Source organism: Streptomyces sp. NPDC007264 (assembly GCF_042869095.1).
Lineage (GTDB): Bacteria > Actinomycetota > Actinomycetes > Streptomycetales > Streptomycetaceae > Streptomyces.
The window spans coordinates 1-20,450 of sequence record NZ_JBIAFD010000008.1; the positions used below are offsets into that span (position 1 = coordinate 1).

The window sequence follows — 20,450 nt, forward strand, 5'->3', positions numbered from 1 at the left end:
CCCACCTCCGAACTCGGCAAGATCACCAAGTCGACCCCCATGGGATCCCTCGACGCCCCCTTCAACCCCGTCTCCCTCGCCCTCGGCGCGGAGGCGTCCTTCGTCGCCCGCACGGTGGACTCCGACCGCAAGCACCTCACCGACGTCCTGCGCCAGGCCGCCGAGCACCCCGGCACCGCACTCGTCGAGATCTACCAGAACTGCAACATCTTCAACGACGGCGCCTTCGACACCCTCAAGGACAAGCAGCAGGCCGAAGAAGCAGTCATCCGGCTGGAACACGGCCGGCCCGTCCGCTTCGGCGCCGGCCTCTCCAAGGGAGTCGTACGGGACACGGCCACCGGCGACCTGAAGGTCGTCCCCGTCACCCCCGAGAACGAGGCGCAGATCCTCGTCCACGACGCCCACAACCCCAGCCCCACCACCGCCTTCGCCCTGTCCCGCCTCGCCGACCCCACCACCCTCCACCACACCCCCATCGGCGTCTTCCGCTCCATCGACCGGCCCGTCTACGACACCCTCATGGCCGACCAACTCGACACCGCCATCGAGCAGCACGGCAAGGCCGACCTCACCTCCCTCCTCACCGGCAACGACACCTGGACCGTGGAGTCCTCATGACGTACGTCATCACCCAGCCCTGCGTCGACCTCAAGGACAAGGCATGCGTCGACGAGTGTCCCGTCGACTGCATCTACGAAGGTCCGCGCAAGCTGTACATCAACCCCGACGAATGCGTGGACTGCGGCGCCTGCGAGCCCGTGTGCCCGGTCGAGGCGATCTTCTACGAGGACTCGCTGCCCGACGAGTGGTCCGGCTATCTCACCGCGGACCGGGACGTCTTCGCCGCGACCGGAGCGCCCGGCGGTGCGGCGGCGGCGGACCCCCTGCCCAGGGACCACCCGATCGTCGAGGGAGAACCGGTCAAAACGGGCTGATCACCAGAGGTGCGGGGTCGGCGTCATTCGTACTTCAGTACGGCTTCCCTGTTCCTTCAGCGGAGTCAGGCAACGTGCACACGTCAAGCGCATGCGCCCCACAAAGCGTTTCCGCAGAGCCGCCGGACACCTCCGCAGAGGAACCCCATGGACACCTTCACCGCACCGTCCCCTTCTTTCCTCGGACCTCACCACCTGGTCCACAGGCCGGCCAGCCCCGAAGCCTTTCTGCTGAAGGCGACCGCGCCGGTACGGCAGAACTTCGCGTTCTCCGCGGAACTCCCCGAGGAACATCCGCTGTTCGGCGACTCCTCGTCGAGCTACCACGACCTGCTGTTCCCCGTGGAGTCACTGCGCCAGACCATGCTGTTCGCGGCGCGCCGGTACTTCAGGGTGCCGGAGAGCTGGCACCCCGTGGTGGCCTCCGGCGGCGCGGCGATCACCTGGCTGGACGCATGGCGCCGCGGCGGCATGCGGGCCGGGATCGCACTGGAGCTCGGGATGACGCCGCTCGACCTCGTGGGCGGCGTTCCGCGGGGCCTGGAGTGCGAGGCCACCGTCTCCATCGACGGCGAGCGCTGCGGCACCGCCTCCGCCCGGCTGGTCTTCCTCGCCCAGGGCGTCTACCACAACCACCGTGTGCTCGGACGGCGGCAGAGCGAGGAGTCGGTGGCGGCCGGGGACGGTGGTCCCCTGTCCCCCGGCGTGCCGTTGCCCGAACAGGTCGGCCACCGGGACAGCCGCAACGTCCTGGTCGGTCTGCCCGAGCACATCGGGGCGGACGGCGACGAGGGACTGGCCTTCCCCATCGACGCCCGGGCGGTCGCCGAACTGCGGCTCGAGGCCCCGGACGCGCCCGACGAGGTGCCGCCGATGCTGTTCCTGGAGGTGTCCCGCCAGGTGGGGCTGCTCGCCGCCGCGGAGCTGCGCGGCTTCCTCCCCTCGCACGCGGTGCTGTCCCGCTGGCAGGCCTCGTTCCGCGGCTTCGCCGAGCCCGGACTGCCGCTGCACTGCACGGTCCGCGAGGGCGTGCGCCGCACGGACGGGCGGGTGTCCCGTGACGCGGCGGGCCGCCCGGTGATCGACCTGCGGCTGTCGTTCCTCCAGGGCAGCCGGGTCGTGGCGCGTGTCTCCGCCTCCGTGCTCCAGGACTGCTGAGCCGCGCCATGAGATACAGAGTCCTCGGTCCCGTGCACATGGCCCCTCGTACACCGTCCGCGGCCAAGCCGCGCGCGGTCCTCGCCACCCTGTTGGTGCAGAACAACACGGTGGTGTCAACGCATACTCTGATCGACGAACTGTGGGGAGCGGAACCACCGCGCACGGCCACCACCACCCTCCAGGTGTATGTGTCCCAGCTGCGCAAGGCCCTGCTGGAGGACACCGGGGCCACGGCGGACACGGTCACCCCGCAGCCCCTGCTGACCCGGCCCCCCGGCTACCTGATGCGGGTCGCCCCCGAGGAACTGGACCTGGCCGTCTTCGAGTCGCTGCGGGCCGAGGGGCGGGCCGCCTACGGCCGGCACGAGTACGAGGCCGCCTCGCAGGCGCTGAGCCGCGCGCTCGGGCTGTGGACGGGACCCGCGCTCTCGGGCATACCGCACGGGCCCTCGCTGGAGACCTCCGCGATCAGGCTCAACGAACTGCGCGCCGAGGTGCTGGAACAGCGGATCTCCGCAGATCTGCGGCTCGGGCTGCACCAGGAGCTGGTCGGGGAGCTGATGGCCCTGGCGCACGAGCACCCGCTGCGCGAGACGCTGCACTGTCATCTGATGGTGGCCCTGTACCGTTCCGGCCGGCAGTCCGACGCCCTGCAGGTCTATCACCAGGCGCGGCGGTCGCTGGTCGACGAACTGGGCGTGGAGCCCGGTCCGGCACTGAGCAGGCTGCTGGAGCGGATCCTGGCCTCCGACCCCTCGCTGGCCTGGCGCGGTGAGCCCGGGCGCCGGCTCGTTCCCGCCGGCGGATCCCACGACCGCCCGGCCGAGGGGTCCGCGGGCGGCGGCCGGGAGGCGGGGCCCACGGTGTGGCTGCCGCCGGCCGTGGCGGACTTCACCGGACGCGAGGAGCAACTGGCCTTCGGTGAGCAGCTGCTGGCGGAGGAACACCCCGGACGGCACAAGGTGCTCGTGGTGTCGGGCCGGGCGGGCGTCGGAAAGACGGCGCTGGCCGTGCGGCTGGCCCATGACGCCGCCGAGTTGTTCCCCGACGGCCGGCTCCTGGTGACCTTGCGGGACGCCGGCGGGCGGGCCGTCGAGCCGAGGGCCGCCCTGGTGACCCTGCTGCGACGGCTGCGCGGGCCGCGGGCCGACGCACCGGAACGGGGAACGGACTCCGGCACGCAGCCGCTGCCGTCGTCCGAGGCGGAACTGGCGGAGCTGCTGCACGCACGCACCGAGGGCCGCAAGATGCTCATCGTCCTGGACGACGCCGTCTCGGAGGCGCAGATCCGGCCGGTGCTGTCGGCCGTGCCCGACAGCACGGTGATCCTGACGAGCCGGCACGTGCTCGGCGCGCTGGAGAGCGTGCGGCACCTGAGCCTCGACGTGCTCACCGCGGGCGAGGCCGAGGCACTGCTGGCGGCGTGCGGCGGACAGCGGATGCAGGACGACCCGGAAGCGGCCGCGGAGATCGCCCGGCTCTGCGGCTGGCTGCCGCTGGCCCTTCGGGTGGCGGCCGCCGGACTCGCGGCCCGCCCGCACTGGACCGCCGCCGGCCTCGCCCAGCGGCTGCGTGACGAGCGGACCCGGCTGGCCGCGCTCGCCCTGGGCGACCTCGATGTGCGGAGCAGTCTGCTGACTGCGTACCGCGACGTGGACGAGGAGGCCAGGCAGGCCTTCCGGCTCCTCGGGCTGGCCTCGCTGCCCGACTTCGCCCTGTGGACCGCGGCCGCCCTGCTCGGCACGGACGAGGTGGGGGCCGAGCGACTCACCGAGAAGCTGGTGCAGGCCCATCTGCTGGAGGCACGGCGGCGGCCCGGGCGGCTGGCCCCCGTGCGCTACGGCTTCCACGCGCTGCTGCGCTCGCTGTCCCTCGAGGTGCTGGCCCAGGAGTCCCCGCAGGAAGGGCCCGCGGCCGTGGAACGGCTGTGCCGTGCCTTCCTGACCCTGGCCAGGTACGCCGACGCGCAACTGACGCCCGGCCGGGACCGGCTGGCGTACGAGGCCGAACCCCTGGCCTCGACCCGCCCCGAAGAGGTGGTCGGCAACACTCCGCTGCGGTGGTTCCAGGAGGAGTCCGCGGGCCTGTCGGAGGCCGTGCGGCAGGCCCATGCGGCCGGGTTGTGGAGTCTGTGCTGCGCCCTGGTCTCGGCCGCGGCCGGTTACTACGAGGCGGGCGCGCTGTGGGAGGAGTGGGAGGCGACGCACGACCTCGCACTGAACGCGGCCCGCCGGTCCGGTGACATCCAGGCGGAGGCCGTCATCCTGCGGTCCCTCGGCGACCTGGCCTGGCAGCGCCACCAGACCTCGCTGGCGATCGACCGCTACCGCCTGGCCTGGCATCTGTTCACCCGCCTCGGTGACCAGGCGGCGGCCGGCCGCTGCCTGTGCGCCGAAGGGGACGCGCTCCTCGGGATGGGGCGGTTCGCGCAGGCCGCACGGGCCTATGCGCGGGCCCTGTCGGTGAGCCGGCTGGACAGCGACCCGCGCGGCTCGGCCAAGTCGCTGCGTGGGCTGGCCCTGGTGGCGCAGCGCGAGGGCCGCCATGAGGAGGCGCTCGCCCGTCTCGGAGAGTGCGAGAGCGCCGCACGCTCCGCCGGCGACCGCCGCTGGATCGAGTACGCGCGGCGCACGGCGTCCGCCCTGCGCACTGCACTGGCGTCGGGCCGGCCGGCCGCGGCGTCCTCGGTCCCGCTCGAGGTCCGCCCCGGTGTCTGGCTCTTCCATCCGTCGTGGCCGGCCCAGCCGGCCGCGTGAGGACCGGCCGCCACGGTGCCGGGGCGCTTCCCCGGCACCGGGCCTGACCGGCCCGGGCCCGTCCGCACCTTCCGCGCGGACGGCAGCGCGCCGCGCTCCCGGGCGCGGCGCCGCACGGGGACGTCGCACGGGCGCCGCCGCGACCGGCCGCCTCGTCACCACTCGGCGGTGTCGGCCGTGTCCTGCGCCTCCTCCCCCAGGGCCTCCACCAGGGCGTCGACGACGAGCGGGTCGAGTGCGGTGCACGCCGCGGTGTCCGTGCCGAGGCCGAAGCCGCTGTCGCCGACGGCGACACCGAGGGTGTAGCGGTTCCCGATCGACAGGGTGCGGAAGGCCCATGCGCCGACCGTGCCGGGGGTGCCGTCGGGGCGCAGCACGTCCGTGGGGGCTCGGTCCGGGCTGAAGCCGAAGTCGGTGAAGCGGAACAGCATGCCGAGGCCGATGGCCTTGCTGTAGGCCTCCTTCAGGGTCCACAGGCGGAGCACGGCGGGGTTGCGCTCCGCCTCCGGCATGGCCTCGATCCGCTCCACCTCGTACGGGGTGCACACGTGCCGGCCCAGTCCCGGGCCGTACAGGACACGGTCGCTGGGCTCTGCGTCGACGCCGATGACGCCGCCGGTGGCCAGGCCGACCAGGAGCAGGCCGTCGGTGTGACTGAGGCTGATCTGCAGGCCGTCGTAGCCGCGCAGGCAGGGGCGCCCGTTGAGGCCGTAGCCGAGTTCGACGGACTGGGGCCGTACGCCGAGCACGGCCGCGGCGGCGAACTTCAGCAGGACGCGGGAGGAGGCGAAGCGGGCGCGTACCTGCGGGTGCGTCAGCTGCAGGTAGCGCTCCCAGTCGCGGCCCAGGAGCACGCGCAGGCGCGGCACGCCCGCCCGTTCGGGCCGCCAGTCGTCCTGGCGCGCCCACAGGACGGCCGCCCCGTGCCGGTCGAGCTCAGCGCGTACTCTGCTCCAGTCCCCCGACGGGCCGCAGATCGCGATCGGCTCGCCGAGGGTCCGGCCCGGGGCCCTGCGCCCGGGTGCCGTCATCGAAGCTCTCCAACGTGTCGTGGAGATCGGACAGCACATCGGCCGCGGCCGCGCCGTCGATCACCCGGTGGTCGAAGGTGAGGCCGAGCCGCATCATCGGCGCGGGCACCACGGCGCCGTCGCGCACCACCGCGCGGTCGACGACGCGGCCCGCGCAGAGGGTCACGGCGGTGCCGCCGGCCGAGTGGAAGCCGTCGACGGTCCGGTGGCCGAGCGAGCTGACCGAGACGGTGCCGAACACGCCGACGCGCCTGCGGGGATCGCGCAGCGCCGCGGCGAACGCGGCCCTGCCGAGCGGGACCGGAAGCCTGCCCAGCATCCGTACGCCCTTGAACTCGGGCAGGTCCGCGGCCTGTTCACCCCCGTAGCGGTCGATGCGTTCCTGGATCTCGTGCAGGCCGGCCGTCTCCAGGCCCGGGACGAGGGCCGAGAGCACGGTGCGCTCGCCCTCGACGGGCCGGTCCAGGGCGAGTTTGGCGGTGACACCGTCGAAGCGGACGATCTTCGGGCGCCGGAACAGGGAAGGCCAGCCGGGGGCCAGGACGGCGTTGGCCTCGGGGTGGCGCTCGAGGACCCGTCCGGCGGCGTACAGCAGATAGCTGACGACCGAGTAGCGGCGACCGTCGTCGCGAGCGGCGGCGCGATGCGCCTGGATCCGGGTCATGTCGACGTCGGTGTCCAGGTGCACCGGCCGCTGGGCCGCCGCCCACTCCAGGAAGTACAGGGTGTGGCGGCGGCGCCGTTCAGCGATGACGGTGGGCTTCACCCGGCCACCGCCAGCTCGTAGATCTCCCCGAGGCTGCGGGCCTCGAAGATCCTGCCGACCGGGACCTTGCGGCCGGTGGCGAGCTCCAGGGCGGTGACGAGCTTGAGGAGGTACAGCGAGTCCCAGTCGGGGAGTTCGTCGAAGTCACTGGCCACCTGCTCGAGTGCCAGCGGCATGCCGATCTCGTCGTTGACGAGCCGCACGTAGTCGTCGAGGGTGAAGCCGCCCGTGGCGGAATCGATCGCGGGGGCGGTGCTGTCCATGCTCATACCTTCTCCAGGGCGAAGCCGGCCTTGATCCATTTGCTGGACTCGACGGCGACCGCGAGGGCCCGCTCTCCGTCGGACATGCGCTCCAGCAACTTCTCGATCTGCAGGAAGGGCAGGGCGTTTCCGTTGTTGCCGGTGTCCGCGACGCACGAGACGTCCGTCGCGCTCGGCACGTCGAGCTCCTCGGTGATGCGGCGGGTCATCCGGCCGGAGAGCTGGGGCGGCAGCAGATAGTCCAACTGGTCCGCCTCCCAGTCCAGTTCGCCGAGGATCTCCCAGAGGATCTCGACTGCCATGACGGGCACCGACTCCTCGATGGCCTTGTAGTCCTCGGTGACGGCCTGCCGGTCGTCGTACCGGTCGGCGAGCCCGAACCACTCGATGACCTGACCGGGCTTGCGGCCCAGTCCGGTGAAGCGGTTGAGGACGTGGCGCAGCGCGAGGCGCTGACCGCGCGGCTCGTCGGTGAGGACGGCCGCGCCCGCACCGTCACCGAACAGGACGTAGTTGACGAGGTCGCTGGGGGCGGCGCCGGACACGTCGCGCTGGAGGTCGAGGTGCTTGCTGCACACGTCGCCGCCGATGACGAGACCGGTGCGGTACTGGCCCGAGGCGATCATCGACTGGGCGACGCCCAGGGCCTGTACGGCGCCGGCGCAGCCGGACTGGAGCTGGAAGGTGGGCACCTGGTCCAGGCCGAGCTGGTCGGCGACATGGTTGACGGTGGCGGGCATCAGGGTGTCGGGGGTGGCCGTGCCGAGGACGATGAACTCGATCTCGTCCGGGCTGACGCCGGGGGCGGCGAGCGCCTTCTCGGCGGCCTGTGCGCACAGGTCGGCGAGCGACCAGCGCACCACTCCGGTGCCGAGGTCCCGGGCGAAGTACCGCGTCCGGGTGCCGATGAAGACCTCGATCCAGTCCTCGTTGATGCCGAGCACCTTGGCCAGGGTGGCGTTGTCCACCGGGTCACCGGGCAGAGCGGTGCCGATGGAGGCCAGATGGGTCGTCGGAGTGGTCATGCCGTCCTCTCTTCTTCCATGAGCGCCCGGTTCTCCGCCATGTCGCCGAAGCTCGCGGGACCGGGCACCGCCGCACCGAGTTCGCGCAGGAAGCCGATGAGGTCGCCGACGGAGGAGAGCCGGGGCAGCAGGTCCTGGACCGTCAGGGCGCCGATGCCCGTGAGCCGGTCCTCCAGCCGGTTCTTGAGTTCCATGACCATGACGGAGTCGAAGCCGAGGTCCTCGTAGAGCCGGTCGTGAGGCCCGATGTCGGCGTCGGTGTAGCCCCCCACCAGCCGGACGGCCGTGAGGACGGCTTCCGCGACCGGGTCCGCCGGCCCGCCGGGCCGGTCCAGGACGCGGACGGACGCGGAGGCGGTGTGCGGCTCCCGGTGCGGTACGGGCGCCGGGTCCGTCCGCTCGGCCACCGGGACGTCGACCGTTCCCGGACCCCGCACCGGATTCCTCGCCCAATAGCGGTGCTCCGTCGAGAAGCTGTAGGGCGGCAGCGGGTGAGCAACACGTTCCCCGGGTGTGTACACGGCGTCCCAGTCGGGCTCGACGCCGCCCCGGTACAGCTCGGCGAGGGCCTCGGCGAGGTCCAGGCCGCAGGACTCGGGACCGCGCACCGGCAGGACGTGCGCCGGACCCGTGCCCGAGGCGGGGGGGCCGAGGCGGCGTGTCATCCCGGAGAGCACCGGCTGGGGGCCGATCTCCACCAAGTGGGTCGGTCCCTCGGCGAGCAGTGCGGCGGCCGCGTCCCCGAACAGGACGGTGGCGCCGATGTGTTCCACCCAGTAGGCGGCGTCCATCGCCTCCCCGTCGAGCACCCGGCCGCGCACGGTCGAGTACACCGGGATCTCGGGTACGCCCCCGCCGACCTCGGTGGCGATCGCCGCGAAACGGGCCAGCATGGGCCGCATCAGCGGCGAGTGGAAGGCGTGCGAGACCTGGAGCCTGCGGGTGCTGAGCCCCTGGGCCTCGATCTCGGCGCCGATCCGCTCCAGCGCCGCCAGGTCCCCGGAGAGCACGGTGGAGGTGGGGCCGTTGACGGCGGCGACACCGACGAGCAGCTCCGGTGCGATCAGCTTCTCGAGGTCTTCCCTGGCGGCCCGGACGGACAGCATGCCGCCGCCCGCGGGGAGTTCCTGCATCAGGGCACCGCGGGCGGCGATCAGCCGGGCGGCGCCGTCCAGCGGGAGGGCCCGGGCCAGCACGGCGGCGGCGAACTCGCCGACGCTGTGGCCGAGCAGCATCTCGGGGTGCACCCCGAGCTCCATCAGGGTCCGGCCGAGGGCGTAGCCGACGGCGAACAGGGCGGGCTGCGTCCACCGTGTGCTGTGCACCGCCTCGTCGCCGTCGAGGATCAGGTCGCGCACGGACCGCCCGGTGTGCGGCAGCAGCGCGGCGTCGGCCTCGTCGAGGAAGTGCCGGTACAGCGGGGACTGTTCGTACAGCGCGGCGGTCATCCGCGGGTACTGGGAGCCCTGCCCGGTGAACAGGAACGCGGTGCGGGGCCGGCCGGCGGGGTTGCCGACGAGCCGGGCCAGCAGGTCGGGGTCGGCGGCGGCTTCGCGCAGCCTGGTGACGAGTTCCCCGGTGTCGGTGGCGGCGGTCGCGAACCGGTGTCGGTGGCCGGCCTTGACGCGGTTGCCGGCCCGGGCCAGCGGACCCAGCGGTGCCCGGCGGGCCGCCGCCGCGTCGGCCTGGGCCAGCAGGTTGCGGCGCAGCGCCTCGGCGGTCGGCGCGGTGAGGGTGAACACGGCGGCCCCGATGCCGCCCACCGGGGCGTCCTCCACGGGCTGCGGGCGTGCGGCCTCGGGGGGCGCGGACTCCAGGACGGCATGCGCGTTGGTACCGCCCATGCCGAAGCTGCTGAGTCCGGCGACCGTGGGACCGGCGGGCAGCCGCAGCGGTGCCTTGAGGAGCCGCAGCCCGTGCTCGCGCAGGTTCAGCCGCTTGCTCTCCTTGGCCGCGAAGCGGCTGGCGGGGACCACCCGGTGGTGCAGGGACAGGGCGACCTTGATCAGTCCCGCGACGCCGGCGGCGCCCTCGGTGTGGCCGAGGTTGCCCTTGACCGAGCCGAGCGCCATGGGGGTACCGGCGCGGCCCGCGTGGTGGTGGCCGAGCGCCTTCACCTCCATCATGTCGCCGAGGCTGGTGCCGGTGCCGTGCGCCTCGGTGAAGGCCACGTCGGAGGGCTCCACTCCGGCCCTGCGGTAGGCGGCGGCGAGCACGTCCTGCTGGGCCCAGCGGTTGGGCGCGGTCAGCCCGTTGCTGCGGCCGTCCTGGTTGACGGCGATGCCGCGGATGACCGCGTACACGCGCTGCCCGTCGGCCAGCGCGTCCCGCAGCCTGCGCAGCACGACCACGCCGACGCCCTCGCCGCGGCCGATGCCGTCGGCCTCGGCGCTGAAGGGCTTGCAGCGCCCGTCGGGGGCGGAGAGCCCGGCCTGGGTGTAGAAGATCGACAGCGCGGGGGTGAGGGCGACGTTGACGCCGCCGACGAGGGCGTGGTCGCACTCCTCGGACAGCAGGGCGTTCACCGCGAGGTGCGCGGCGACCAGCGACGACGAGCAGGCGGTGTCGACGGCGAGGCTGGGGCCCTTCAGGTCGAGGTGGTACGAGATCCGGTTGGCGGTCATGCAGTAGCCGTTGCCGGAACCGACCTGGGCGGTGACGTTCTCGTAGTCGGTGAGGTGCAGTTGCGCCCACTCGTTGCCCATGATGCCGACGAAGACCCCGGTGGGGGTGCCGGCGAGGGTCCGCGGCGGGATCCCCGCGTCCTCGACCGCCCGCCACGCGGACTGCAGCAGCAGCCGCTGCTGGGGGTCCATGGCGGCCGCCTCACGCGGCGAGATGGTGAAGAACTCGTTGTCGAAGGCGTCCGGGTCGGCGATGAAGCCGCCCTCGGTGGTGTTGGTGTGCCCTTGCTCCCCGGCCTCGGAGTAGAACTCCTTGGCGTCCCACCGCAGCCGGGGCACCTCCCCCACCCCGTCCGCGCCGCGCATCAACAGGTCCCAGTAGGCGCCGGTGTCGGGCGCCCCCGGGAATCTGCAGTCGATGCCGACGATGGCTATGGGCTCCATCAAGCGCCGCCGTCCTGCGGGGCGGCCACGGCGAACTCCTCCATGAGGTGGCCGGCGAGCGCGTGGACGGTCGGGTAGTCCCAGGCAGCCGTGGGCTCCATCACGACGTCGAAGTCGTCCTCGATGTCCCCGCACAGGCTGAGGGCGGCGACGGAGTCGAGGCCGTACTCCGCGAGGGGCACGTCCGGGTCGATCTCGGCGGGCTGCCGCTTGAGGTAGAGGGCGATACGCTCGGCCAGCCACATGGTCAGAGACTCGGTGGTGTGTCCGGTGGTCGGAACGGGCATGGTGCACTCCTCGGCGGGTGAGCGGATTCGCTTGGTGTGGTGGGGCCGCACCGGCCGTCGGGGGCCGGCCGGTGGTCCGTCGCGGGGCCGGCTGGTGTCCGTCAGCCGGTGAGCGGGGTGTCGTACAGGTCGTAGCTGCTGCGCGCGTGGAACCTGCGCAGTACCTCCTCGTGCATCCGTGCGTCGACGGACACGGGGAGTTCGGCGGGCCGTCGGCCGAGCCGCCGGGCGAGCCGGTGCAGTGCGGCGGCGAGCCAGGCGGGGTCGGCGAGGAACGCGTCGTTGCCGTCGCGGGACGCCTGCTGCCAGACACCGATCGCCGAGGCGGCGGCGAGCAGGTGGGCGTACCGGTCGGCGAGGGCGAAGGCGGCGGGGCCGGCGAGCGCCGTGCGGTCCTCGGGGGCGAGCGCGCGGCTCGCCTCCTGGACCTGCCGCAGCTCGTCCACCAGGCTCAGCGCGAGCCCCTGGACGGACCGCTCCTCGGGGGCCGCGCCGGGCAGCCGGTCCACGGCGGCGACGAGTGTGGCGCTGAGCCCGTCCCGTCCGCTCGCCAGGGCCAGCCGGTCGAAGGGGATCTCCGGGAGTTCCCCGCGCGGCCGGAAGAGTTCTTCCGGTGCCGGTTCGTCGCTGAACCAGGAGCGCCGGGCGAGCCGGGACAGCTGGGGGATGATCGTGGCCTGGCAGGCCGCGGAGCCGGCGTGGCCGAGGCTGAGCACCGGCAGGTCGCGGAGGTGCTTCTGGAAGATGCCGTGCTCGCCGTCACGGATGTAGAAGCGGGCCCCGAGCACGATGGAGAGCTCGTGCATGGCGTCGGTGAGCAGCTTCGGGACGAGGTACTTGGTGGCGGCGGCGAAGACGCTGGTCTGCTCGGGCAGCAGGTGCACCGCACGGGTCGCGGCCAGGGAGAGGGCGTCGCAGGTCAGCAGGTCGGTGAACGCCCCGGACAGAGTGGCCCTGGCGTGCGGGATCTCCATGACGGTCTTGCGGTAGAGGCGTCGCCCCAGTGCGAAGCGCACGACGGTCCGCAGGGCCGTGTCGGTGGTGCCGACCGCCATGCCGGGCAGCGCGGCCCGGGTGATCTGGAAGGCGCGCAGCGCGGTTTCGACTCCCTTCCCGCTCTCTCCGACGAGGGCCGAGGCGGGCACGGGGGTGTTGTCGAAGCGGAGCCCGGTCAGGCGGCAGCCGCGCACGCCCACGGTGTCGTAGCGGGGCAGCACCTGCCAGGTGTCCGTGTCGAGCCCCTCGCGCTCGACGAGGAGCACGGAGTGGCTGCGGCTGCCCGGTGCGGGGTCGGTGCGGCTGAACAGGACCCAGGCGTCCGCACGGTGGACGTTGTTGATGACCTGCTTGGTGCCGTTCAGAAGGTATCCGCCCCCCTCCGCGGGGCGGGCCTCGAACTCGTTGCGCACGAAGTCGTTGCCGTGCGCGAGTTCGTGGTAGGCGACCGAGATCCTGCCGCCGCGGGTGAGGATTTGCGCGACGCGGTCACGCTGCGCGGCTTCCCCGGCGGCCCAGACGTTCACGGCGGCCATGAAGGAGGTCATGCCGTAGCCGAGGCCGAGGGCGACGTCACGGCGGAACACCTGCCGCATGACACGGACCAGGGTGTCGAGCCGCTCCATGCGGCCGCCCTCGGCGGGCGGCACGAACTCGGCGCCGAGCCCGAATTCGTCGAGGGCGCGCTCGCCGGCCTCGGAGAGCACACCGGCCTCGTCCGCCTCGAGCAGTCGGGTGTAGGACAGTTCGTTGCTCTCGTCGGTGGGGTCGCCCAGCCGCCGGTCCAGTTCGGCCACGCGTTCCGCGGCCCGCGCCTCCTGGCCGGGCATCCCCTGACCGTCCCGTATGGCGGCAGTCGCCGGGTGCGCGCCCTGGGGCTCTGTGCCGATCATGACGTCCTCTCAGTCTCGTGGGCGGCCACCTCGGGCGTCGCGGGCTGCCGCTCGGGGCCCCGCTGCGGCAGCAGCGAGAACAGCCGGCCCGAGGAGCGGGCCGCCCGCAGGGCGCCGAGCAGTCCTTCGTACGTCTCCTGTCCGGCCACCGCCGGTTCGCCGAGGCGGACCAGCAGCCGGTCGAGAACGGTGTGCAGCCACAGGCCTTCGCGCCACAGCGCCCCGGTGTCGGGGTCGTCGCGGACGTGGTCACTGCTGTGCGTCCACAGGCCGAGGCAGGCCGCCCCCGCCCAGCACAGGGCGTAGCGGCACGCGACCTCGTAGGCGGCGGGCGGGACCTCGGTGAGGACGCTCTTGTACTCCTCCATCTCGGCGTGCACCGCGGTGGTGACGGCGAGCAGCCGCTGCGCGGCCTCGGCCACCGGGGCCAGTGCGGAGTCCAGTGCCACGCGCCGGTTGATCTCGTCGACGGAGGCGGCGAGCCCCGCCATGATTCCGCTGCCGTGCCGGGCGACCAGTGACAGCTTCGAGGGGTCCAGAGGCGGCAGCGGTGCGCCGAGGTCGCAGGCGACGTCGCTGCCCGCCGTGTCGCCGGTGCCTCGCCCGAAGCCGCGGACCAGCGAACGGAACTGGTTGATCAGGGAGTTGAGGTTGACCAGGGTGTTGCCGTCGAAGAGCCCGACGAGGCGGTGGTCGCGCTCGAGCTTCTGGAACCGGCCGTCGGCGTAGACGCCCTTGAGGAAGGCGCGGGCGCCGAGCAGCCCCTTCAGATCGGCGAGGACCTGGTCGGTGGAGGTGGGCAGCAGGTACTTGGTGACGGCCGAGGTGACGCTGAGCTCCGCCGTCTGGGCCTGTACGGCGCGGGCGGCGACCATGCTGACCGCCTCGTGCATCAGTACGTCCGCGGCGGCGCCGGCCAGCACCTTCCGGGCCTGCGGGAGGTCGATCAGCCGCCGGCCGTACAGCTCGCGCTCCTCGGCGAAGTCCAGCGCGAGCCGCAGCCCGTGGTCGCCGGCGCCGAGCGACAGTGCCGAGACCATGGCGCGGGTGATCTGGAGCGCCTTCAGCACGATCTCCAGGCCGGCGCCCTCGGCACCGACGAGGGCGCTGCGCGGCACCCGGGCGCCGTCGAAGGCGATGCCGGAGATGTCGGCGCCGCGGATGCCGTGGGTGCGGATCTTCGGCAGGTGGCGGAAGGTGTCCTCGTCGAGTTCACGCTTGTCCACCAGGAGGACGCTGAGGCCGCGCGGGCCCCCGTCCGGACGCGTGCGGGTCAGCAGCGACAGCACCGACCCCCGGGTGGCGTTGTTGATCAGCCACTTCTCGCCGCTGACCAGCCAGTGGTCCTCGGTGTCCGACGCCTTCTCGTCGGTGCGCACCTCAGTGGCCAGCAGGTCGCTGCCGTGCTCGCGTTCGGTGAGGCCGAGGGAGACCGGGACCCCGGCCATGATGTCGGCGCCGAGCGCGGCGCCCTGCTCCGCGGAGCCCGCCACCCATACGCACACCCCGCCGAGGTAGGTCTTGGCGTGGCCGATGGCGCAGGTCATGTCGCGGCGGGCGACGGTGCGGACGAGCTGGAGCACCTGCTCGTAGTCGCGCAGCCGGCCGCCGTACTCGACCGGTACGTAGTGGTCGGGCAGGCCCCACTCCTGGAAGCGGCGGACGATGTCGGCGGGGAACTCCTCGTTGTCGTCGAGTTCCACGCAGCGCGCGTAGGTGAAGACCTCCCCGGGATCGTTGGGGTCTCCGAGGAAGCGGTCGAGTTCCTCTGCGAGTCGGTAGGGCGGGTGTTCCATGTCAGACCACCGATTCCAGGGACTGGGCGTCGGCGTCGGCGGAGTCGCCTGCCTCGGCGGATGCGATCAGTTCGCGGACGGCCGGCTCCAGGACCTCGTGCAGCGCGGCGATCCGGCCCTCGAGGAACAGCTTGCGCATCAGGGTCCGCTGGATCTTGCCGCTGGTGGTCTTGCTGATCGTTCCGGGGCGGACCAGCAGGACGTTGCCGGCCGGAACGCTGAACTCCTTGCTGATGAACCTCTGGAGGCCGGAGGCGAGGGTGGGCAGGTCGGTGGAGAGGCTGGCGGGCCGGATCTCCTGGACGACCACCAGGTGTTCACGGTCGGTGTCGACGGCGAAGACGGCGCCCCCGCCGATGCGGAACACCTTGTCCGTGGACTGGACGGCGCGTTCCACGTCCTGCGGATAGAGGTTGCGGCCCGCCAGGATGACCATCTCCTTGAGCCGGCCGGTGACGTAGAGCTCGCCGTCCTTCAGGACACCCATGTCACCGGTGCGCAGCCAGCCGCCGCCGTCGTGGCCGCCCATGCCGTCGGAGATCGCCGCGTCGAAGATCTCCTTGTTGGTCTGCGGCCGCTTCCAGTAGCCGGAGGCGACGCTGTCGCCCTTGAGCCAGATCTCGCCGACGTGCCCCTGGGACTTCTCGACGTGGGTCTCCGGGTCGACGATGCTGATGTCGAAGTCCCGCGTGATCCCGCTGCTGACGAGGGAGCGGGTGGAGCCGTCCTCGCCCGGATCGGCCAGTTCGCCGCGTTCCAGGGCCTCGGCGTCGACGTCGAGGACGCGTGGGGCGGCGTTGCGCGGGGTGCCGGAGACCAGCAGGGTCGTCTCGGCCATGCCGTAGCAGGGGAACATGGTCTCGGGGCGGAATCCCACCGGTGCGAAGCGCTCGGTGAAGGCACGGATCGTCTCGGCCCTGACCGGTTCGGCGCCGTTGTTGGCGCCTGTCCAGGTGGACAGGTCGAGTGTCTCCAGCTGTGCGTCGGTGACCCTGCGCACGCACAGGTCGTACGCGAAGTTGGGGCCGCCGCCGCTGGTGATCTTGTAGTCGCCGATCATCTTCAGCCAGCTGTAGGGGCGCTTGAGGAAGGTGAAGGGCGCCATCAGGACGGCGGGGGTGCCCAGGTAGAGCGGGTGGAGAATGTGCCCGATCAGGCCCATGTCGTGGTAGAAGGGCAGCCAGCCGCCGCACACGGTCTCCGGGCCGGTGCCCATCGACCGCTGGATCGCCGCCTGGTTGGCGAGCAGGTTGCGCTGCGAGACCGCGACCCCCTTGGGTTCGCTGGTCGAGCCGGAGGTGTACTGCAGGAAGGCCAGGCTGTCCGGAGTGAGGGAGGGCGCGTGCCAGGCGTCCGCGTCGCCCTGCGCCGGATCGTCGGTGGCCAGGCACGGCACGTCGGTGAAGCCCGCCTCGGCCAGCCAGGCGGAGATCTGGGGGGCGTTGGCCGAGTCGGTGAGCACGGCGCACGCCTCGGCGTCGCGCAGGATGCCGGAGACCCGGGCGAAGTGCTGGCCCTGCTCGGCGGGCAGCGGTCCGGGCACGGCCACGGCACCGGCGTACAGACAGGCGGTGAACGCCTTGATGAAGTCCAGACCCGACGGGTACAGCAGGAGGACCTGGCGGTTCGTGGCTCCGCGCGCCTGGAGCCATGACGCGATCCGGCGCGCCTCCTGGTGGAGCCCGGCGGACGTGAGGTGCTGCGGCAGCGAGCCGCTGGCGTCGTCCGGCAGGAAGATGAAGGCATCCGCGGCGCCGCGGGCTTCGGTGCGCTCCAGAACCAGTTCTGTGAAGGTTCGGAAGTTCGTCAACGTCTTTCCCCGACCTCTCCGAGATCCGCTGGCGTGGCGCCGGCACGGGTTGCTCTGACATAACGATCGTCGTCCGGGGCGCTAAGGAGACGCTTGTGCGATCCCGGCACGTGGTGGGCGGTGCGGTGGCCTCACGGCCGGGCATGCGGGCTGGTCATGGGCGTGGTGGAGCTTGCGGTGAGCGGCCGGCGGCCGGCTCCGGCCGGCCCGGAGCGCGCGAGGCCGCGGAGGCGGCCGGCGCGGGGGCCGGGGCCGGGTCATCCGGCGGCGTTCCCGAAGCCCGCGTCGAGGGCCACGTGATCGGGCACCTCGGGCAGCCGGGTGAGCGGGTGCCGGAACTCGACCGTGCCGTCGGCCGTTTCGGCGGCCTGCTCGAAGCCGAGCGACGGGTAGAAGTCGCGCACCTTGTGGTTCTTGGCGGTGCGCCGGTAGCTCGCGCGCACCTCGGTCGCGCCCGAGTCCACGGCGTGCTCCAGCAGCGCGGCGATGGTGGCCTGTTCGATGCCGCGGGCGAAGACCCGGCAGCTGAGCAGCATGTTGTCGATGCGCAGGGCCTCGTCCTCCCGGTGCGCGAAGAGCGCGCCGACCACCCCGTTGTCGCCGAAGCGGTCGCGGGAGCGCACGGCCAGCACCAGGTGGCCCGGCGAGGCGAGCCGCTCACGGACGTCGGACGGCTGGAGCCGGCGGGTGGTGAGGTTGAACTGGTTGGTGCGCAGAGTGATCTGGGCGACCCGGGCCACTTCGTGATCCCGTACCGGGGCGACCTCGACCTCCACGCCGAGGGCGCGCAGGTACTCCTCCATCGAGCCGGTGGTCTGCTGGAGGTCCAGCCGTTCCGCCTCCTGGCGGTACTGCACGGCGCGGCCCCGGTCCTCGGTGGTCAGTTCCCGCACGTCGAACCAGCCGTCGGCGAGCAGCCGGTCGATGTGCAGCGCCGGTTCCTCGTCGAGCCCGATCACGGCGATCTCGGGGAGCGAGGAGGCGACCAGGCCCCGTTCGAAGGGGGAGTCGTCGGCGAAGACGAAGCTGTCGGTACCGAGGTTGAGCCGGACGGCGATGTCGCGGATGTTGCCGTCCTTGGGCTCCCAGTCGGCGCTGATCCGGACGAAGTCGGCCTCGCGCAGGACCATGTCGGGGTGGTCGCGGAGCACGTCCAGCACCGGCTCGCGGTCGTTCTTGCTGCACACCGCGAGCAGCACGCCCTGGCCGCCGATCTGCTTGACCACCCGCTGGAACCGGCCGAAGGCCGCGCCGCGGTAGGTGGTGGCGGCGGCGATGCCGTCGGGTCCGTCGTCGCCGAGGATGCCGTCCCACAGGGTGTTGTCGAGGTCCACGACGAGGACCTTCCTGGCCCTGCCGCGCAGCGTCCGCAGCAGATGGCCCGCCTCACGGGCGTACCGGGCGAGCACGTCCTCCCCGAGGTGCACCGTGGCGTAGGCGGCGAGCCGGGGATCGCGGACCGGTCCCCCCTCGGCGATCAGCGGCTCCAGGTCGACGACGTGCAGCCGCGGGTGCGCGGCGGCGAGCCGCAGCAGCCCGGTGTTGAACTCCCGCCAGGCGACGGACAGCTCGGTGCGGGAGCGGTGGTCGACCAGCTGGTGGGTGTGGGTGCGCAGCAGCGGCAGGGTGTTGAGCACCAGGGTGCCGGTGCCGTGCTCGTCGTAGTGGGCGGCGAGCCGGTCGAGCAGCTCCAGTTTGGCGGCGGCGGCCCTGGAGACGTCCTCGGGGCCCCAGGGCAGGGGCAGTTCGTCGAAGACGATCTGGGCGTCGAGGAGACAGAGGGTGAGCTCGGTGCCGGGCGCGTACACGTCGCTGCCGGTGTCCCGCAGATCGCGCTGCCAGGAGTCGTAGTCGCCGGTCCTGACCCGCACCGGGATCCCGTGGCGGGCCAGCTCGGCGGTGAGCGGCGCCGTCAGCCCGTCGAGCGTGCCGTGTCCGATGACGGCGACGGTGGCGGGCACCACGGTCGGGTGCCGCTGGACGATGTCCTCGGGCGCGACCTTCGCGAGCAGCCGGCCCGCGCGTGCGAGCAGGCTGAACGCCTCGTCGGACTGCGCGAGTTCGGCGAGGAGTCCGGACACCGACGGGTACTCGTCGGCGAGCCGCTTCTCGCCGTGCAGCGCGCGCAGCCGGTCCAGGGGGCCGGCGGGCACGGTGTGCCCCGGGCCGGACGTCTTCACTGCTGTGCTCACGGTCTGTTCGCCTCTCTGCCGGAGCGGGCGGGCTGTCGGGAGCTTCGGCCCCGGCCCTAAAGACGGGCTTGCGCCCGGGGTCCCTCCCCTGTGGCACGCGGTGCCCCGCAAGAGGTGCTTTAGGCGAGGTGCGGACCATCGGCGGACCATGACTTCGTCGGAAAGGCAGCAGTGACGATGACAACTGAGCTGACCGCAGAGGTGTGCGTGGTCGGGGCAGGCCCGGCGGGGCTCACGCTGGCCGTGGAACTCGCCAAGCGTTCGGTGTCCGTCGTGGTCCTGGAGCAGAGCGGCCACTTCGACCGGTCGTTCCGGGGCGAGTCGGTCTCCCCCGACTCGGTGTGGCTGCTCGACCGGATGGGTGTGCTCGACCGGCTCGAGGGCTCCTACCAGCAGATGCACCGCATGGAGATCGTCGACTCCGGCAGCACGGTGCTGCGTGCCGACTTCCGGCGCTTCCCCTACCCGCACCCCTACCCGGTGGAGATGCCCCAGCCCGCGCTGCTCTCGGCCCTGGCGGGCCTCGGGCAGGAGGAGTACTCGGAGCACTTCACTCTGGTGCGCCGGGCGACGGCCAGCCGTCTGCTGCGCACGGGCGGCGAGAGCGGCCCGGTCACGGGGGTGATCGCTCGCACCCCGGAGGGCGAGATCACGGTGCGCGCGGCGCTCACGGTGGCGGCGGACAGCCGGTTCAGCAAGATCCGCGAGATGTCGGGCCTGACGTACACGAAGCTGCCGCTGAACCGTGACGTGGTGTGGCTGAAGCTGCCGTTCCCGCCCGAGTGGGACAACCGTACGTATCGCATCCGGATCCGCGGCGACCAGCACGGGCTGTTCATCCCGACCCACCCGGACAATGTGCGTGTCGGTTTCAACATTCCCAAGGGCGGGCTGAAGGAACTGCGCGCCCAGGGTCTGCCCGCGCTGTACGAGCGGCTGGACCGGCTCGCTCCCGAGCTGGCCGGGTCGGTACGCAGCGAGATCCGTACCTGGTCCGACACCACGCTGCTGGACATCTTCACCGCGTTCGTGCCGCGCTGGTCCATGCCGGGCCTGGTCCTGATCGGCGATGCCGCGCACACGCTGACGCCGATCCTCGGGCAGGGCGTCAATCACGCGATCGCCGACGCGGTGACGCTGGCCCCGCTGGTGCGCGACGCGTTCGACAGGGGCGGAGACGAGGCGACGCTGCTGCGGGCCTGCGAGGAGTTCCAGCGGGCGCGGGAGGACGCGGTCGCCACGTCGCGCGGTCTGCAGCTGCGGCAGGAGCGGCTGTTCGCGCTGCGCGGCGCCGGCGGTGTCTTCCGCCGCTCGCTGTACCGGGTGGTCGACCGGAGCCAGAAGTTGAAGGAGAGGGTCCTGGGACGCGCGTACTTCCAGCTGCAGAAGCCCGGGCCGCACGTCGTGAAGGCGCAGTCTTCCGCCACCCATGTGTGACCGGTGCGGCCGCGGACCGGTGAGGGTCGGC

At 72.5% G+C, this 20,450-nt stretch carries 14 protein-coding genes and 1 pseudogene; 5 read left to right on the forward strand and 10 right to left on the reverse strand.

Going from position 1 to position 20,450, the window contains the following annotated elements; all coding sequences use genetic code 11:
* The 4 genes and pseudogenes from ACFYMU_RS15365 to ACFYMU_RS15380 form a co-directional block, all read left to right on the forward strand.
* A pseudogene (locus tag ACFYMU_RS15365) lies at positions 1-621 on the forward strand (2-oxoacid:ferredoxin oxidoreductase subunit beta); the annotation flags it as partial.
* Complete coding sequence (fdxA, locus tag ACFYMU_RS15370; RefSeq protein WP_388372930.1) at positions 618-938, forward strand: ferredoxin; 321 nt, start codon at positions 618-620, stop codon at positions 936-938. The pseudogene ACFYMU_RS15365 and the gene fdxA, both read left to right, overlap by 4 nt.
* 147 nt (positions 939-1,085) lie before the next feature.
* Positions 1,086-2,096: an AfsA-related hotdog domain-containing protein gene (locus ACFYMU_RS15375; RefSeq protein ID WP_388372932.1), complete on the forward strand. Its 1,011-nt coding sequence runs from the start codon at positions 1,086-1,088 to the stop codon at positions 2,094-2,096.
* Between the two features lie 8 nt (positions 2,097-2,104).
* Positions 2,105-4,855, forward strand: a complete 2,751-nt coding sequence (locus ACFYMU_RS15380; protein WP_388372934.1) for a BTAD domain-containing putative transcriptional regulator — start codon at positions 2,105-2,107, stop codon at positions 4,853-4,855.
* Between the two features lie 155 nt (positions 4,856-5,010).
* Here the strand turns inward: ACFYMU_RS15380 and ACFYMU_RS15385 are convergent, their stop codons facing one another.
* The 10 genes from ACFYMU_RS15385 to ACFYMU_RS15430 form a co-directional block, all read right to left on the reverse strand.
* A complete protein-coding gene (locus ACFYMU_RS15385; RefSeq protein ID WP_388372936.1) occupies positions 5,011-5,886 on the reverse strand; it encodes a 4'-phosphopantetheinyl transferase family protein in 876 nt (291 codons plus the stop codon).
* Entirely contained in the window at positions 5,792-6,652 is an 861-nt protein-coding gene (locus ACFYMU_RS15390) for a 2-oxo acid dehydrogenase subunit E2 (RefSeq protein ID WP_388372938.1), read from the reverse strand. The genes ACFYMU_RS15385 and ACFYMU_RS15390 overlap by 95 nt, the downstream gene beginning before the upstream one ends.
* A complete protein-coding gene (locus ACFYMU_RS15395) occupies positions 6,649-6,915 on the reverse strand; it encodes an acyl carrier protein (protein ID WP_388372940.1) in 267 nt (88 codons plus the stop codon). The genes ACFYMU_RS15390 and ACFYMU_RS15395 overlap by 4 nt, the downstream gene beginning before the upstream one ends.
* 2 nt (positions 6,916-6,917) lie before the next feature.
* Positions 6,918-7,940 carry a 3-oxoacyl-ACP synthase III family protein gene (locus ACFYMU_RS15400; RefSeq protein WP_388372942.1) on the reverse strand — a complete coding sequence of 341 codons (1,023 nt, stop codon included), beginning with the start codon at positions 7,938-7,940 and terminating at the stop codon, positions 6,918-6,920.
* Complete coding sequence (locus ACFYMU_RS15405) at positions 7,937-11,008, reverse strand: type I polyketide synthase (RefSeq protein ID WP_388372944.1); 3,072 nt, start codon at positions 11,006-11,008, stop codon at positions 7,937-7,939. The genes ACFYMU_RS15400 and ACFYMU_RS15405 overlap by 4 nt, the downstream gene beginning before the upstream one ends.
* Positions 11,008-11,295, reverse strand: coding sequence for an acyl carrier protein (locus ACFYMU_RS15410; protein ID WP_388372946.1), 288 nt, complete (start codon positions 11,293-11,295; stop codon positions 11,008-11,010). The genes ACFYMU_RS15405 and ACFYMU_RS15410 overlap by 1 nt, the downstream gene beginning before the upstream one ends.
* Before the next feature lie 101 nt (positions 11,296-11,396).
* Positions 11,397-13,184, reverse strand: coding sequence for an acyl-CoA dehydrogenase (locus tag ACFYMU_RS15415; RefSeq protein ID WP_388372948.1), 1,788 nt, complete (start codon positions 13,182-13,184; stop codon positions 11,397-11,399).
* Complete coding sequence (locus ACFYMU_RS15420; protein ID WP_388372950.1) at positions 13,181-14,980, reverse strand: acyl-CoA dehydrogenase family protein; 1,800 nt, start codon at positions 14,978-14,980, stop codon at positions 13,181-13,183. The genes ACFYMU_RS15415 and ACFYMU_RS15420 overlap by 4 nt, the downstream gene beginning before the upstream one ends.
* Before the next feature lies 1 nt (position 14,981).
* The gene (locus tag ACFYMU_RS15425; protein WP_388372952.1) at positions 14,982-16,790 is read right to left on the reverse strand and encodes a fatty acyl-AMP ligase; all 1,809 of its coding nucleotides are present in this window, start codon (positions 16,788-16,790) and stop codon (positions 14,982-14,984) included.
* Between the two features lie 257 nt (positions 16,791-17,047).
* Complete coding sequence (locus ACFYMU_RS15430) at positions 17,048-18,982, reverse strand: HAD-IIIC family phosphatase (protein ID WP_388372954.1); 1,935 nt, start codon at positions 18,980-18,982, stop codon at positions 17,048-17,050.
* A gap of 177 nt (positions 18,983-19,159) precedes the next feature.
* Between ACFYMU_RS15430 and ACFYMU_RS15435 the strand changes: the two genes are divergently transcribed.
* On the forward strand, positions 19,160-20,419 hold the full coding sequence (locus ACFYMU_RS15435) for an FAD-dependent oxidoreductase (protein WP_388372956.1): 1,260 nt from the start codon (positions 19,160-19,162) through the stop codon (positions 20,417-20,419).
* The last annotated feature ends 31 nt before the right edge of the window (positions 20,420-20,450 follow it).